The sequence below is a fragment of the Streptomyces sp. NPDC001714 genome (assembly GCF_042892755.1).
Taxonomy (GTDB): Bacteria; Actinomycetota; Actinomycetes; order Streptomycetales; family Streptomycetaceae; genus Streptomyces.
In genome coordinates, this window is record NZ_JBIAUL010000009.1 from 307,504 (window position 1) to 321,549 (window position 14,046).

General features: G+C 71.9%; 13 protein-coding genes and 2 pseudogenes. 7 read left to right on the forward strand and 8 right to left on the reverse strand.

Annotation, left to right across the window (positions count from 1 at the left end; genetic code table 11):
- Positions 1–103 precede the first annotated feature (103 nt).
- A complete protein-coding gene (gene mgrA / locus ACFY0P_RS25010; protein WP_388917040.1) occupies positions 104–1,096 on the forward strand; it encodes an L-glyceraldehyde 3-phosphate reductase in 993 nt (330 codons plus the stop codon).
- Between the two features lie 59 nt (positions 1,097–1,155).
- Here the strand turns inward: mgrA and ACFY0P_RS25015 are convergent, their stop codons facing one another.
- The gene (locus ACFY0P_RS25015; RefSeq protein WP_388917043.1) at positions 1,156–1,443 is read right to left on the reverse strand and encodes a DUF1905 domain-containing protein; all 288 of its coding nucleotides are present in this window, start codon (positions 1,441–1,443) and stop codon (positions 1,156–1,158) included.
- A gap of 76 nt (positions 1,444–1,519) precedes the next feature.
- The gene (locus tag ACFY0P_RS25020) at positions 1,520–1,939 is read right to left on the reverse strand and encodes a nuclear transport factor 2 family protein (protein WP_388917046.1); all 420 of its coding nucleotides are present in this window, start codon (positions 1,937–1,939) and stop codon (positions 1,520–1,522) included.
- Between the two features lie 310 nt (positions 1,940–2,249).
- On the opposite strand from ACFY0P_RS25020, the gene ACFY0P_RS25025 reads away from it, so the two are divergent.
- The 3 genes from ACFY0P_RS25025 to ACFY0P_RS25035 all read left to right on the forward strand — a co-directional run bounded on the left by ACFY0P_RS25025 (position 2,250) and on the right by ACFY0P_RS25035 (position 5,621).
- On the forward strand, positions 2,250–2,660 hold the full coding sequence (locus ACFY0P_RS25025) for a hypothetical protein (RefSeq protein WP_388917048.1): 411 nt from the start codon (positions 2,250–2,252) through the stop codon (positions 2,658–2,660).
- Between the two features lie 68 nt (positions 2,661–2,728).
- On the forward strand, positions 2,729–5,068 hold the full coding sequence (locus tag ACFY0P_RS25030) for an FHA domain-containing protein (protein ID WP_388917051.1): 2,340 nt from the start codon (positions 2,729–2,731) through the stop codon (positions 5,066–5,068).
- 7 nt (positions 5,069–5,075) lie between these two features.
- Positions 5,076–5,621, forward strand: a complete 546-nt coding sequence (locus ACFY0P_RS25035) for a hypothetical protein (protein WP_388917054.1) — start codon at positions 5,076–5,078, stop codon at positions 5,619–5,621.
- 104 nt (positions 5,622–5,725) lie between these two features.
- Here the strand turns inward: ACFY0P_RS25035 and ACFY0P_RS25040 are convergent, their stop codons facing one another.
- Positions 5,726–7,015, reverse strand: coding sequence for a streptophobe family protein (locus tag ACFY0P_RS25040; RefSeq protein ID WP_388917057.1), 1,290 nt, complete (start codon positions 7,013–7,015; stop codon positions 5,726–5,728).
- 207 nt (positions 7,016–7,222) lie between these two features.
- Between ACFY0P_RS25040 and ACFY0P_RS25045 the strand changes: the two are divergent.
- A pseudogene (locus ACFY0P_RS25045) lies at positions 7,223–8,440 on the forward strand (DUF6777 domain-containing protein); the annotation flags it as partial.
- A 357-nt stretch (positions 8,441–8,797) separates the two neighbouring features.
- Positions 8,798–9,250 (forward strand): ATP-binding protein, encoded by a 453-nt coding sequence (locus ACFY0P_RS25050; protein ID WP_388917060.1) that lies wholly within the window; start codon positions 8,798–8,800, stop codon positions 9,248–9,250.
- Between the two features lie 87 nt (positions 9,251–9,337).
- Here the strand turns inward: ACFY0P_RS25050 and ACFY0P_RS25055 are convergent, their stop codons facing one another.
- The 3 genes and pseudogenes from ACFY0P_RS25055 to ACFY0P_RS25065 all read right to left on the reverse strand — a co-directional run.
- A complete protein-coding gene (locus tag ACFY0P_RS25055; RefSeq protein WP_388917063.1) occupies positions 9,338–10,225 on the reverse strand; it encodes an RNA polymerase sigma factor SigF in 888 nt (295 codons plus the stop codon).
- A 153-nt stretch (positions 10,226–10,378) separates the two neighbouring features.
- Positions 10,379–11,200, reverse strand: a complete 822-nt coding sequence (locus tag ACFY0P_RS25060) for a class I SAM-dependent methyltransferase (protein ID WP_388917293.1) — start codon at positions 11,198–11,200, stop codon at positions 10,379–10,381.
- Between the two features lie 70 nt (positions 11,201–11,270).
- Positions 11,271–11,426, reverse strand: a pseudogene (locus tag ACFY0P_RS25065) (epoxide hydrolase); the annotation flags it as partial.
- A gap of 85 nt (positions 11,427–11,511) precedes the next feature.
- Between ACFY0P_RS25065 and ACFY0P_RS25070 the strand changes: the two are divergent.
- Positions 11,512–11,994 carry a VOC family protein gene (locus ACFY0P_RS25070; protein ID WP_388917066.1) on the forward strand — a complete coding sequence of 161 codons (483 nt, stop codon included), beginning with the start codon at positions 11,512–11,514 and terminating at the stop codon, positions 11,992–11,994.
- Between the two features lie 59 nt (positions 11,995–12,053).
- On the opposite strand, the gene ACFY0P_RS25075 is transcribed toward ACFY0P_RS25070, so the two are convergent.
- Both ACFY0P_RS25075 and ACFY0P_RS25080 read right to left on the reverse strand, forming a co-directional pair.
- A complete protein-coding gene (locus ACFY0P_RS25075) occupies positions 12,054–12,938 on the reverse strand; it encodes a geranyl diphosphate 2-C-methyltransferase (protein ID WP_388917069.1) in 885 nt (294 codons plus the stop codon).
- Positions 12,939–12,987: 49 nt separating this feature from the next.
- On the reverse strand, positions 12,988–14,040 hold the full coding sequence (locus ACFY0P_RS25080) for a family 2 encapsulin nanocompartment cargo protein terpene cyclase (protein WP_388917072.1): 1,053 nt from the start codon (positions 14,038–14,040) through the stop codon (positions 12,988–12,990).
- Positions 14,041–14,046 lie beyond the last annotated feature (6 nt).

Genomic DNA, 14,046 nt, shown 5'->3' on the forward strand with positions numbered 1-14,046 from the left:
AGACTAGCCGCACAATTCCATCGGATTCTCCTGTTGGACCACTGCGCGAGGGTCGGGACAGAGTGGAACCGGTAGATCCTGTGGCAACCCCTCTGGAGTCGCGTTGTACACCGCACCCCCCGACCGCTACGCCGACATGCCGTACCGCCGCAGCGGCCGCAGCGGCCTGAAGCTCCCCGCGCTGTCGCTCGGCCTGTGGCACAACTTCGGGCCCGACCGGCCCGTGACGACCCAGCGTGCCATCCTGCGCCGCGCCTTCGACCTCGGTGTCACCCACTTCGACCTCGCCAACAACTACGGCCCGCCGCCCGGCGCCGCCGAGTCCGCGTTCGGCGAGGCCCTCAAGGCGGACTTCGCGGCCTACCGCGACGAGCTGGTGATTTCCACCAAGGCCGGCTACCTGATGTGGCCCGGCCCGTACGGCGAGTGGGGTTCGCGCAAGTACCTGCTGTCCTCGCTGGACCAGTCCCTCACCCGGATGGGCCTGGACTATGTCGACATCTTCTACTCGCACCGCCCGGACCCGGAGACTCCCCTGGAGGAGACGATGGGCGCCCTGCACTCCGCGGTCCAGCAGGGCAAGGCGCTCTACGTCGGCATCTCCAACTACTCGGCGGAGCAGACCCGCGAGGCCGCCCGGATCCTCGGCGAGCTCGGCACCCCGCTCCTCATCCACCAGCCGCGCTACTCGATGCTCGACCGCCGCCCGGAGACCGAGGGCCTCCTGGACGCCCTCGACGAGCTCCAGGTCGGCTCCATCGTCTTCTCCCCGCTGGAGCAGGGCCTGCTCACCGGCCGCTACCTCGACGGCATCCCCGAGGGCTCGCGAGCCGCGAGCGACAGCCCGTTCCTGAACTCGGACGCGGTGACCGAGGACCTGGTCGCCCAGCTGCGCGACCTCGACGAGGTGGCCAAGGGCCGCGGCCAGACGCTGGCTCAGCTCGCCCTGTCCTGGGTGCTGCGCGGCGGCCGGGTGACCTCGGCGCTGATCGGCGCGAGCAGCCCGCAGCAGGTCGAGGACTGCGTCGGCGCCATCGGCAACCTCGACTTCGACGCGGAGGAGCTGGCCCGGATCGAGGCGATCATCAACCGTTGACGGAGTCGGCGGTCGCCCGGTGATCGACCCGAATCGTCGCCCGGTGACCGACCCGATCGTCAGCCGGTGATCCGTTCGGTGAGGCGGACGCACACCGCGTCCCCCTCACCCTTTCCGATCGCCCTGCGGACGTCGGCCCGCACGGGCAGCTTGTGCGTGCCGTCGCCCAGGGCCATGAAGGAACTCCGGAACGGGTGCCCGTCGACCGTGCCGCGGATCCTGACCAGCCCCCGGGTGCCGAAGAACACGGCGGACTGGGGCCAGACCACGTAGGTCCAGCCACCCCTCGCGGGGCTGCGGCGCAGCACGGCGGTGAATTCCACGTCCAGATGTGCGGTCGTACTCATGGCGGTCCTCCGCTCGCGGTGGTCTCTCTCGTTCGGGAGACCGCCGCGAGCGCGGGAACTCATCGCGGGTGCCGGCTCACGCCCCGGCCGGAACGCGGTCCAGGAAGCCCAGTACCCGGAGGATCCGGCCGTCCTCACTAAGCGTGACCACGTCAAATCCGGCCACCGGAGCCGAGCCTCCCCCAGAGGGGGTACCCCCAGCCTCGTTCACCAGCTCCCAGCCGAAGCGGGCCGTGTCGTGGTGGCCGTCGGCGATCCCGAGCGGGCGGAAGACGAAACCGGGGAACTGTTCGTGCGCCGCCGCGATCACGGCCGTGATCTGAGCGTATCCGGCGACATCCGCTGGGGGTCCCCCCTCTGGGGGAGGGTCGGTGTAACCGCCCTCCGGAGCCCAGGCCTCGGCGACCGCCTTGCCCCGCGCCTCCGGCTCGGTGGCGTTCCAGGCCTCGAAGTAGCGGGCGGCGGCGGTCTGGTAACGGTCGGTGTTCACGGACATGGCGAATCAGCCTCCATCGAGGTCGTCACTGCTGGTCAGGGGGTGGATCGCGGTGAGCGGCGATCCGTTGGCACCACCGTGCCCCGGTCCGCGTGACGGGTCGATTACCCCTCGGGTAATGAAGGCCGGCCGGTGCAGCTCGCGCATTTCGGCCAATTCGCAGGGGGAATATGCCAAGAGACTGGCCGGAAAGGTGTGGTGACAGTGTTTCGAAAGTGAACATACTCGAATGTCAGGGGCACTTCACCGCACAGGAGCCGCACGGAAACCCGGCCGCGACGGCACACCGGCGAGCTACGGGGGAGTGATCGTGCACGACGAATTCCTGTGCCATGTCACGGCATACGGCATGTGCGGCGGGCAACGCATCGGCGTTCCGCTGGGCACCTACCGTGCGCCGACCCTGGCACTGGCGCTGTGGTGGTTACGGGACCGGGCCTCCTGGATCGCGGAACGCCTCGACCCCTTACCGGAGAACCCCAGATTCCCGCAGGGGGCGCTCGTCCCGGTCGCGGAGACCGTCTCCGACGTACCCGGCCTGCTGCGTGCCTGGTGCGCCGACGCGGCCCGGCAGGAACTGGTCGCCGACGAGTTGGCCGACGGGCGGCTGGTGCGGATCGCGCTCCAGGACGACACCACGGAGTACGAACTGCTCGCCGAGTCCATCGACGCCCTGCGGATGCAGCGCACCATCCCGGCCCTCGTCGTCCCCGTCGCCTGACCCCGGCAGCCGATACCCGGGCGGCCGTGACCAGGCACAGAAGAGGCCGGATCGGTAGAATTCTGGCCATGGCGGAGTGGCCGGTCGCCTCGACGGCGCCCGAACTCGTCCTGGAGACCGACACGGGATCCACGGTGATGAGCCCGGGCCGCGACTACCACGTCGGGCGGGACCCGTTGAGCGACATCGTCATCGACGATGCCCGGGTCTCGTGGCACCACGCGGTGCTCCGGCCCGACGACGGCCACTGGACGCTGGAGGACGAGCAGAGCACCAACGGCACCTACGCCGACGGCCGCCGCATCCGGGAGTGGGAGGTCGGACCGGGCACGGTGATCCGCTTCGGCAGCCCCGCCGACGGGCCGTCCGCCGTCCTCAGCGGCCGCCCGGCGCTCGCCGCGGACCGTCCGTCCGTGGTCTCCATGCCCAACCGGACCGCCACCTTCCGGCAGCCCTCCACGGTACGTCCGCTCCGGGCGCGCACGGTCCGCATCGGCCGCGCCGCCGACAACGACGTCGTCGTCGACGACCTGATCGTCTCCCGCCACCACGCCGAACTGCGCGCCGACCCCGACGGCGGCTACGAGATCGTCGACCTCGACAGCCACAACGGCACCTACCTCAACGGCCGCGCCGTCACCCGCGCCCCGCTCGGCCCCCGGGACGTCGTCGGCATCGGCCACTCCGCGTTCTGCCTGGTCGACGGCCGGCTCCAGGAGTACGTCGACACCGGCGAGGTCTCCCTCGACGTCCAGGAACTCACCGTCGCCGTCGACCACGGCCGCAAGATCCTGCTGGACCGCGTCTCCTTCCCGGTGGGGGAGAAGTCCCTGCTCGCCGTGGTCGGACCGAGCGGCGCCGGCAAGTCCACCCTGCTCAACGCCCTCACCGGTCAGCGCCCTGCCGGGCACGGCACCGTCCTCTACGACGGCCGCGACCTGTACCGCGACTACGCCGAGCTGCGCCAGCGCATCGGACTGGTCCCGCAGGACGACATCCTGCACGTCCAGCTGACCGTGCGCAGCGCCCTCACCTACGCCGCCGAACTGCGCTTCCCCGAGGACACCGCGAAGGCCGAGCGACGGCGACGGGTGGACGAGGTCATCCGGGAGCTGGGCCTCGAACAGCGCGCCGAGCAGCCCGTGCACAGCCTCTCCGGCGGACAGCGCAAGCGGGTCAGCGTGGCCCTGGAGCTCCTGACCAAGCCGTCCTTGCTCTTCCTCGACGAGCCGACCTCCGGACTCGACCCCGGAATGGACCGCTCGGTGATGAACATGCTGCGCGGCCTCGCCGACGACGGCCGTACCGTCATCGTCGTCACCCACAGCGTCCTCAGCCTCGACGTGTGCGACCGGCTCCTGGTCCTCGCGCCGGGCGGCCGGACCGCCTACTTCGGCCCGCCCGGCGACGCCCTCGGCTTCTTCGGGTTCGACGAGTGGCCCGAGGCCTTCGAGGCGTTCGAACGGGACACCGGCCGGGACTGGGCGGGGGAGTACCGCGCCTCGTCGTACCACCGGAAGTACATCGTGAACTCCAGCTCGCAGCCGGTGGTGCCGCGCTGCGGGCCGGTCGGCGCGGGCTCACCGCCGCGGCCGCGCAGCTGGGGCGCCCAGTTCTCGACCCTGGTGCGCCGTTATACGGCCGCGCTGGCCGCCGACCGGACCTTCCTCGCCATCATGATCGGGCTGCCGTTCGTGATGGGCGCGATGACCCGGGCCGTCGCCGGCAGCAGACTCACCTCCGACTCCGCGACCAACGTGCTGCTCATTCTGTGCGTGGGCGGGGTGCTGACCGGGGCCGCCAACGCCGTGCGCGAGCTGGTCAAGGAACGCAGCATCTACCAGCGTGAGAGAGCTGTCGGCCTGCCCAGATCGGCGTACGTGATGTCGAAGGTCGTCGTCCTCGGCACCATCACGGTGCTCCAGGCAGTCGTGCTCACCCAGGTGGGCCTGGCCGGCGTCGCCCTCGACGCGCCCGGCGGCCGCGGCGTGCTGATGCCGCCCCTGTTGGAGATCACCGTCGCCACGGCCCTGCTCTCCTTCACCGCGATGATGCTCGGCCTGCTGATCTCCGCGCTCGTCCGCAAGGAGGAGGTGACGATGCCGCTGCTGGTGCTGCTCGCCATCGTGCAGGTCGTGTTCTGCGGAACCCTGCTGAAGCTGGACGGCGTACCCGGCTTCGAGCAGATCGCGTGGCTGGTGCCCTCGCGCTGGGCGCTCGGCGCCATGGCCGGCACCGTCGAACTGCACCGGATCGTGCCCGGCGCCCTCACCGCCGACCCCTTCTTCCGGCACTCGGTGGGCGTCTGGCTGCGGAACATGCTCATGCTGGTGGTGCTGTCGGTGGTCTTCGGCTGTGTGCTGTCCCGGCTGCTGCGCCGCCACGAACCGGCCGTGATGCGGAAGTAGGCGACCGATGACGACGACGCCGGGATTCCGGCCCACCCATGTCGTCCCCGGCGACGGCATGCCCGCCTGGGAGGTCCCCGACCCGGCCCGGCCCACGGTGCCCCTCGACGCGCTGCTGCCGGTCCAGCTCGTGGAACGGCGCGGCGACTGGGCGCACATCAGCTGCGCCAACGGGTGGTCCGCCTGGGTCGACGGCCGCTACCTCGTCGCCGTACCGCAGGACCCGCCCGTCACCGGCGGCCCGCCCACCGAGGCCGGCGACCCGCGCCCGCTCCTCGCCCGGGCCGCCGAGGCGCTCACCGGCTACCGGGCCGCCGTCGAGGAACTCGCCGCCGGCCGCCTCGACGGCGAGTCCTTCCGCGGCCGTACGCACGGGCTGCGCATCGGTGTGGTGGTCGACGGGGAGTCGATGTGGCTGTACGACCCGGCGGAGGGCCGCTGGCTGTACGGCGACGGGCGACGGCTGTCCACGTACGTGACCGACCGCGCGGAGCCGGGCGGCGACGGCTCCCGTCACGACCCGACCCGGGTGGTCACCCCCGGCGACCGCTGATGTCCGGCAGCGGCGCGGGACGAGCGGTCCGTGACCCGCCCGCCGTCCTGGGCGGGCCCCGGTCCGCCGAGGCCGTCGGGACCGCCGGAGCCGTCGGACGCCCCTCAGCCCGCCACCTCGCCCCGCCGGTGCACCCGGCGGGCCAGCAGCGCGCCCAGGAACCCGGCGGCCAGGCCCCACAGCACACCCAGGCCCACCGCCGACCACAGCACGGGCTCCAGCAGCAGCTCGCCCGAGAGATTGCCGCCCAGGTCGCCGATGCCGAGCAGGGAGAGGCCGTAGTGGGCGGAGATCCGGCCGGTCAGGCACAGCGTCAGCATCGTCAGCCCGAGGGCGACCGCCAGATGCAGGGCGTGCTGCCAGGCGCGGATCCGGGCTGGGGAGCGGGCCGCCATCAGGAACGCGGCGGCGAGCACCAGCACCGCGGCGACCCAGGCCAGCCACCACCAGCGGCCGTCGTGGGCGGTGACGGTGCGCAGGTTCAGGGTGGAGACGTCCGGTGTGCGCAGCACCTCGGTGAGCACCTTCGGCACCGGCAGCCCGAACGGGCCGTCGACCCTGCCCTTCCAGGTGGCGCCCAGACCGAGTGTGAGGGCCGGCCAGGCCAGGTTCGGCAGCCCGAGCAGGATCACCGCGAGGGTCTCCCTGGCATGCCCGCGGGTGACCATCGCGGCCAGGGCGATCACCAGCGCCAGCACGACGTACGCCAGCGCGAGCGCGACCATCGCGTACGCCGCCGGGCGCACCGAGGCCTGGAAGCGCAGCAGCCGCCCCGGCAGTGGCGCCCCGCGCGACACGAGCAGGGCCAGCAGCAGGATCCCCGCCAGCCACAGCAGCCCGATCCCGGCCGTCAGCGGCACGTCCGTCGTGAAGCCCGCCCGCGGAGCCGCGTCGAGCGCGTCGGTGAGGTCACTGAGCACGCCGCTGCCCACGTCCACCGCGAAGGTGTGCCGGGCACCTGACGCGAGTCCGATCAGCGCGAGCAGCCACAGCACCGCGATCCGGGCCGCCCACCCCGCAAGCTCCCCGGCCCCGGCCACCGCCCGGTGCCGCAGCGGCCGCAGGAAGCCCCCGGCGGCGACCAGCGACCCGACCAGCGTCACCGACAGCGGTACGACCGTCAGCCCGGCGTTCGTCCGGGCCAGTTCGCCCGCGTTCCCCGACAACTCGACGGCGCCGCCGACCGCCGTCACCACGGTCGCGAGGACCACCGGCAGGAACGCGCCCTTCGGCAGGTCCGACGCGCCCGCCGCCCACAGCCCCACGGCCGCCACCACGAGCATGGCGACCGACGCGGCCAGCACCACGGCCAGGGCCGGCGGCCAGCCGTGCCGGGCCGCGGACCGGCCGGCCGGCGCGGCCACCGGCCGCGCGGAGGCGATTCGGGGGCGCACGTTGTCACGCTAGGCACCACTCGTGGCCGCCGCCCGCCGGGTGGTCCGTCCGCGTCGGCTTCCGCCGTCCGCGTCGGCTCCGTGTCGGCTCCGCATTGCCTCCGCGTCCGCTTGCGGCCGGTACCGGAGCAGCGCACATTGGGCTCGACATGCCCCAAATGAGGCATTTTTAACGAATGCCGTTTACCGCACTGGGGAGATGAGCGCGTGAGCGTCGAACCGCCGTCGTCCGGCCGTCCCACAGGACCCCCCTCCGGCCCCTTGTCCGGGCCCTCCGGACCGCCCCCCGGACCCCCCTCGCAGCCGTCCGGAGGCGGCGACGGCCACGGCGGGGACCCGCACCGGCCGTGGTGGAGGTCGGTGCCCCGGGTCGCGACGCTCACCACCGCCGTGGTGATCGCCGCGGCCCTGGCCCTGGTCCTCACCCGTTCGGGCGACAGCTCCGGCAAACACGGTGAGGTCTTCCTGCAGGCCGCCGACAGCTCCGGCCAGGACCCGTTCACCGAGTCCACCGCCAAGAAGAGCTCCGCGGCGCCGGTGTCCGCGGCGCCGGTCGCGTCGGCGGCACAGACGAACGAGGTGCGCGGGGTGGACGGCGGGGCGCCCGGCCTCTACAGCGGCACGAGGAACAGCGCCAGCTGCGACGTCGAGCAGCAGATCAAGTACTTCCAGGCCTCCCCCTCGCGCAACAGGGCGTTCGCCTCGCAGGTAGGCGTCCAGCCGTCCGGCGTCCCCGCCTATCTGCGCTCCCTCACCTCCGTACAGCTGCGCGCGGACACCCGGGTCACCGCACACGGCTATCGCGACGGCAAGGCGACCACCTACCAGTCCGTGCTCCAGGCGGGCACCGCCGTCCTGGTCGACGGGCACGGCGTGCCCCGGCTGCGGTGCGCCTGCGGCAACCCGCTGGCCCCGCCGGTCGCGCAGCGGACCACCCCGAGGACCACCGGCACCGCCTGGGCCGCCTACCGGCCCGCGAACGTGGTGGTCGTCGCGCCGGCCGCGCAGATCATCAAGGTCTTCATCGTCTTCGACCACGATCACGACGACTGGTTCGGCCGCCACCGGGGCGACCACACCGGGCACCACGACCGCCCGGCCAGGCCCCCGGCGAATCCGGACCCCATGAACCCGCCGCCCCACCACGGCTGCCCGCCGGCGTCCGGCAAGCCCGGGTCACCCGGCACCGCCCCGTGCCCGCCGGTCTCGTCCGGCCCGTCGACGCCGGCGAGCCCGGGGAACGGCTCCCAGTCCCCGCCGTCGAGCTCACCGTCCTCGCAGTCGCCGGCGTCGAAGCCGCCCTCGTCCGAGCCGCCGTCCTCGAAGGAGCCGTCCTCCGAGCCGCCCTCGTCGGCGTCCCCGAAGACCGAGTCCCCGAAGACCGAGTCGCCCCAGACTGAGTCCCCCCGCACCGAGTCCCCGCAGACCGGGAACCAGTCCCCCCGTACCGAGTCCCCGAAGAACGAGTCGCCGGCGTCGCAGCCGCCGAAGTCGCAGGGGCCCGCCTCCGAGCCGCCGTCCTCCGCGCAGCCGCTCGCCCCGCAGTCCGCCGCGTCGCCGGCGTCGCCCGGCCCCGAGTCCGCGGTGACCTCCGCCGCCCCGGCGTCCTCGGCCCGGTAGGTACCGCCCGGCTCGTCCGCCCCCGGGTTCGCCGGCCCTGTGACCAGCGCGACGTGAGGTGTGCGCGGTCGGCGAACACCCCCGGGGACTGTCGGAGCGCACTCGGGGTACGAGCATGGATGCAACAGCGACCGGCCGGGCCGGCCTCCTGGAGAGACACGCATGATCGAAAACCTGGGCGGGGCAGTGATACCGACTGGCTTCGACGTACCCGTGGAGCCGCTGCGACGCGCGGCGCACTACACCGGCGAGCCCGGCTGCATCGCCGAGGCGCGGGACTTCGCGGCCGGCTTCCTGGAGCAGCTCAGGACCGAGTGGTGCGCCGCCATCGATCCCCGGGCCGACGGTGAGCTGCTCCTCGTGGTGAGCGAGCTGGTGACCAACGCGGACCGGCACAGCAACGGCCCGTACATCCTCGAACTTGAGGGTACGGACAGCGCGGTCCTGGTCTCCGTGTACGACAGCAGCGCCGCCCTGCCGCGGCGCTTCCCCAGGGACCCCGAGCGGGTCGGCCGGCACGGGCTGGAGATCGTCCACGCACTGGCCGCGGAGGTGACCGCCGAACGGGTACCGGTCGGCAAGCGGGTGCGCGCGCTGGTGCGCTTCCCGCAGTGAGCCACGGTCCTGGGCAGCCCTCGGTGAGCCGAAGCCACGGGCGCCGCCCCACGCGCCGGTGCGGGGCAGCGCCCGGGGAGCCCGCGGTCAGGCGCAGCCGAGCTCGCCCAGCATCCCCTGGCGCAGGCGCGTGATGATCCGCTTGATCAGGCGGGAGACATGCATCTGGGAGCAGCCGAGCCGCTCGCCGATCTCCGCCTGGGTGGCCTCCTCCACGAACCGCAGATGGATGATCTCCCGGTCCCGGTCGCTCAGCTCGGCCATGAGCGGGGCCAGCGACTGGAAGTCCTCCACGAGCCGCAGCCCTTCCTCCTCGACCCCGATGAAGTCGGCCAGCACCGCCTCGCCGTCCTCGGGGCCGTCCCCGGTCAGCGCGGCGTCCAGCGAGGAGGAGTTGTAGCCGTTGGCGGCCAGCTGGCCCTCGACCACCTCGTCCTCGGACAGGTTCATGAGCGTGGCGAGCTCGGCGACCGTCGGTTCCCGGTCCAGGCGGCTGGAGAGCTCCTCGCGTGCCTTGGCCAGCTCCACGCGCAGTTCCTGGAGCCGGCGCGGCACGTGCACCGCCCAGGTGGTGTCACGGAAGAACCGCTTGATCTCGCCCACGATGTACGGCAGCGCGAAGGAGGTGAACTCGACCTCGCGCGAGAGCTCGAACCGGTCGATGGCCTTGATGAGGCCGATCATCCCGGTCTGGACGATGTCCTCCATGTCGTCGCCCCGGTTGCGGAACCGTCCGGCCGCGAACCGCACCAGCGACATGTTCATCTCGATGAGCGTGTTGCGGGCGTACTGGTACTCCGGAGTGCCTTCCTCCAGCTCACCGAGGCGCTGGAAGAACTGGCGGGACAGCTCGCGTGCGTTGCGCGGGGCGACGGCCCTCGGGTCCTCGATCTCTGGCAGTGCTCCGTCCGGCGTCCACGTCGCGACGGGGTGAGCGGTGTCCACTGCTGCCAACCGGATCCCGGCGGTGTCCATGTCCTCTCCCATGTCCAGGTGCCGCGGTCCCGGATACCCGGGACCGGACGTCTCATGCGTGCCTCGACCCTCGGGTACCCGGGGTGACGCGACGCATGCGCCCTGTTTTCGCGCTGGCGGAAAACCGCCGGTGGCGGCCGGAGAGCGAGGTGCCTACGGTCCGACGCGCACGGCCGTGATCAGCTCGTGCCAGTACCGTTTGGTGACGACCCCGCCGTACCGGGAGTCGATCAGCTCCCGGATGCTCGCGAGCAGTCCGTTCCGGGCGGTCTCCGGGAGTGCGCGGTGGTTGGAGTAGGTCAGCAGGACGTCGAGGTACTGGCCGGTGGTGTACGTGATCTCCTGGGCGTGGCCGTGCACGGCGACGTCGGTGAAGCAAGGGGATCGGCTGAACTCGCCCGTGTCGGTCGCGAGGTCCGACTCGCGGGTCTGGCGCAGGCCCGGCGGGGTGGCCGGATCCCAGCGCTCGTAGCACTCCTGGACCTCGGCGAAGAAGTCCTCGGTGCCGCCCGCCACGTGGTGCGTGGCGACGACACCGAGCAGCCCGCCGGGGCGCAGCGCCCGGGCCGCCCTCGGCACCCGGACCGCCGGGTCGATCCAGTGGAAGGCCGTCGCGCAGACCACCGCGTCGAACGGCTCCAGCGGCAGCTCCCACTGTTCGAAGGCCGCGACCACCACGTCCACGGCGGGAAACGCGGCCAGTTGCCGGCGGGCTACGGCGGCCATGCTCGGGCCGATCTCCACGGCGGTGATCGAACAGCCGGACCCCGCCAGATCGACGGTGAGCTTGCCCGTGCCCGGGGCGATCTCCAGCACCCGGACGCCCGGCCCGGCCCCCGTGACCCGGACCAGCTCCTCGATCAGCGAGGCGGGGTAGCGGGGCCGAGCCCGTTCGTACCGCTCGGCGTCCTGGTCGAAGATGTCCCGCAGCTTCGGGTCGTTCACCCTGAATTCCCGTGCGTCCACGCAGGGCAGGATGCCGATGCCCGGCCGGCAGGGCCACCGCTTTTCCCGCAGGCCGGGCCGCCCGGCGGCTCCTCAGCCCCGCCGTCGGTCCGGAGAACCCGAACCCCGGGATGCTCGGCAGCACCACGGGGAAGGCGTCGGCCGGGTCCCCGCCGGGCGCCGCGGGATCCGTGAGCGGACCGACCACGTCCAGGAACTCCACGGTCGAGCCCGACCGGCCGTGGGTGACGACCAGCGCCCCTGTCGGGGCGCTCAGCGATGAGTTTCTCGGTGAGCGGGGGTCGGTACAGATGACCCGTTCCCGCTCGCAGGAGGTACCCATGACCACCGACGGATTCACCACGTGTCTCTGGTTCGACGGCCAGGCCGAGGAGGCCGCCCACTACTACGTGTCGATCTTCAAGAACTCCAGCATCGGGAAGGTCGGCCGGTACAACGAGGCCGGGCCGGGAGAGGCGGGGTCCGTGCTGGCCGTCGACTTCACGGCAAACGGGCAGAAGTTCGTGGCCATCAACGGCGGTCCGCAGTTCAAGTTCAGCGAGGCGATCTCCTTCCAGATCTACTGCGACGGTCAGGAGGAGGTCGACCACTACTGGGCCAAGCTCACCGAGAACGGCGGCGAGCCCGGCCCCTGCGGCTGGCTCAAGGACAGGTACGGCCTGTCCTGGCAGGTGATCCCGGACGGGCTGATCGAGATGATCGGCGACGCCGACCCGGAGAAGGCCGCGCGCACCACGCGCGCCATGTACGCCATGGGCAAGCTGGACATCGCCGCGCTGCGGAAGGCGTACGCGGGGGAGTGAGCCGCACGGGGACGGGGGCGGTGTCCGCGGACACCGCCCCCTCGTGGACACCCGGCGGATCAGACCCGATCAGCCACGATCAGCAGGTACTGGAAGCTGCCGTTCTTGTACGCGGTGAGGAACGCGTCCTCGATCCCCGTCACCAGGTGGTCGGCCTGCTTGCGCAGTTCCCAGTACGGGATCGTCGCCGCGGTGAGGTCCTCCACATGCACCGGTACCAGCCTGTTGGCGGCCATCGCCCGGAAGTACTCCGACCTCGGGTGGATGTCGCAGATGTAGTGCGCGTTGATCAGGGACACCTCGCGGGACGCCTGCCCGTAGGTGTTGTTGTAGCAGCCGGTGATCGTCACATAGCGGCCGCCGCGGCGCAGCAGCCGGGCGTGCTCGGCGAACAGCAGCTCCAGCTCGACGTACATCGTGGACTCGTTGTTCCACGAGGCCGCGTAGGCGCCCGTCTCGAAGCCGGTGTCCAGCATGTTCCGGTGGTGGTAGCGGACCTTGTCGCCGACCTCCCGCTTGCGGGCCATCTCGTTGGCGAAGTCGGCCTGCTTGGCGGAGATGGTCACCCCGTCGGAGTGGCAGCCGTAGCGCAGGTTCGCCACGATGCTGCCGCCGCCGCGGCCGCAGCCGGCGTCGAAGACCCGGTCGGCCGGCGTGAGGGCGCCGAGGTGGGAGGCGAGCAGCTCGGCCTGCGCGTGCTCCAGGCGGTGCAGCTCGGCGGTGACGCGCTCCTGGCGGAGTGCGGGGTCGGTCTCGTCGAGCACCGACCAGTCGGCCTCACCGATGCCGTAGTGGTGGTGGTAGAGGTCGTCGATCTTTCCGAGTTCGAGGTTGACCGGGTTCTCCTCGGCGTTCCAGTACTCCGCGACGCTGTTCTGGTACCTGGACTGGGTCGGCACCGGGGCTGACGTGGTGGTCTTCCGAGCGACAGGGGCGGTCGTCAACAGTTGCTCCTCGAAGTGTTTCTGACGGTGTTTCGGATTGGCTCGGTGGCTACCAGTAGTCGGGCAGGTGGTAGCGGTTGGTGTTGGTGGCGTGCCACTCGTGGTTGCCGGCGACCCAGGCGGCCAGCCCCTCGGCGTACCGCGCGATCAGCGGCGAGCCGGCGGCCAGGGCGGCCGACTCCTCCTCGAAGGCGTCCATGATCCGGTTGTGGATGCCTACGGACTTCAGATAGGCCGCCTTCAGCCCGCGCCGGTCGTTGGCGGCCACCACCTGGGGCAGGTTCAGGTGGTCCGGGTCGCTCGCCAGCTCCTTGGTGAAGGAGTACAGGTCGTTGACGATCGTGGTGGCGTTGCAGGCCAGGGCCGTGATCCGCTGGATCTCCGGGCGCGCGTAGAGCTGTTCGGGCAGTTCGTAGCCGTCCACCGCGTCGACGATCGACAGACACGGCCGGAAGTTGTTGAACTGCCGCATCACCAGGTACTCCCAGACCCGGGGCGTGTACTTGGTCTCCATCCACGCGGCCTCGCCGAGGTACCCGAGGTGCAGCCGGGCGATGTCGTGGACGAACCGGTCGGTCTGGCTGGGCGTGGCGAAGGCCGCGAAGTCCGTGAGGGCGAAGTGGTACGACCGCAGCGGACCCGTGGCCCGGATCCCCTCGCGCCACTCCTCCTCCAGCTCGGGAATGCCGTGGTAGGGGTCGAGCGCCGACTGGGCGATGATCAGCGGGCCGCCGAGACCCCGCCGGGATCCGCCCCGCCCCTCGTCCTCCTCGCAGTAGCAGGAGTCCACGATGTTCTCGGCGAGCAGTAGCTTGCCGGCGGCGGTGAGCCGGTCCAGGTCGAGGCCGCCCGGATGCTGCAGGACGACGGCCCGGCCGAACTGGAAGCCGGAGAAGTCCCCCTTCCAGGCCGCGGGGAACAGGTCCAGCTCGCGGGCCCAGGCCTCGAGGCGGCGGTCGAGCTCGGCGGCCTTCTCCGGGTCGGCGGGCACGGCCGGCCGGTAGTGCAGTCCCGGGACCGCCCCGGTGCGCTTGGCCGGGCGCAGCCGGTCCGCGATGTTCGGCGGTCCCGGCAGCTCGTAGGACGTGGTGGTTGTGCTCATGGATGT

Bases quoted from the DNA above. Each gene is read 5' to 3' on its own strand.
- ACFY0P_RS25015 (WP_388917043.1), bottom strand. From the start codon at position 1,443: ATGAGTACGACCGCACATCTGGACGTGGAATTCACCGCCGTGCTGCGC.
- ACFY0P_RS25020 (WP_388917046.1), bottom strand. From the start codon at position 1,939: ATGTCCGTGAACACCGACCGTTACCAGACCGCCGCCGCCCGCTACTTC.
- ACFY0P_RS25030 (WP_388917051.1), top strand. From the start codon at position 2,729: ATGGCGGAGTGGCCGGTCGCCTCGACGGCGCCCGAACTCGTCCTGGAG.
- ACFY0P_RS25035 (WP_388917054.1), top strand. From the start codon at position 5,076: ATGACGACGACGCCGGGATTCCGGCCCACCCATGTCGTCCCCGGCGAC.
- ACFY0P_RS25050 (WP_388917060.1), top strand. From the start codon at position 8,798: ATGATCGAAAACCTGGGCGGGGCAGTGATACCGACTGGCTTCGACGTA.
- ACFY0P_RS25055 (WP_388917063.1), bottom strand. From the start codon at position 10,225: ATGGACACCGCCGGGATCCGGTTGGCAGCAGTGGACACCGCTCACCCC.
- ACFY0P_RS25070 (WP_388917066.1), top strand. From the start codon at position 11,512: ATGACCACCGACGGATTCACCACGTGTCTCTGGTTCGACGGCCAGGCC.
- ACFY0P_RS25080 (WP_388917072.1), bottom strand. From the start codon at position 14,040: ATGAGCACAACCACCACGTCCTACGAGCTGCCGGGACCGCCGAACATC.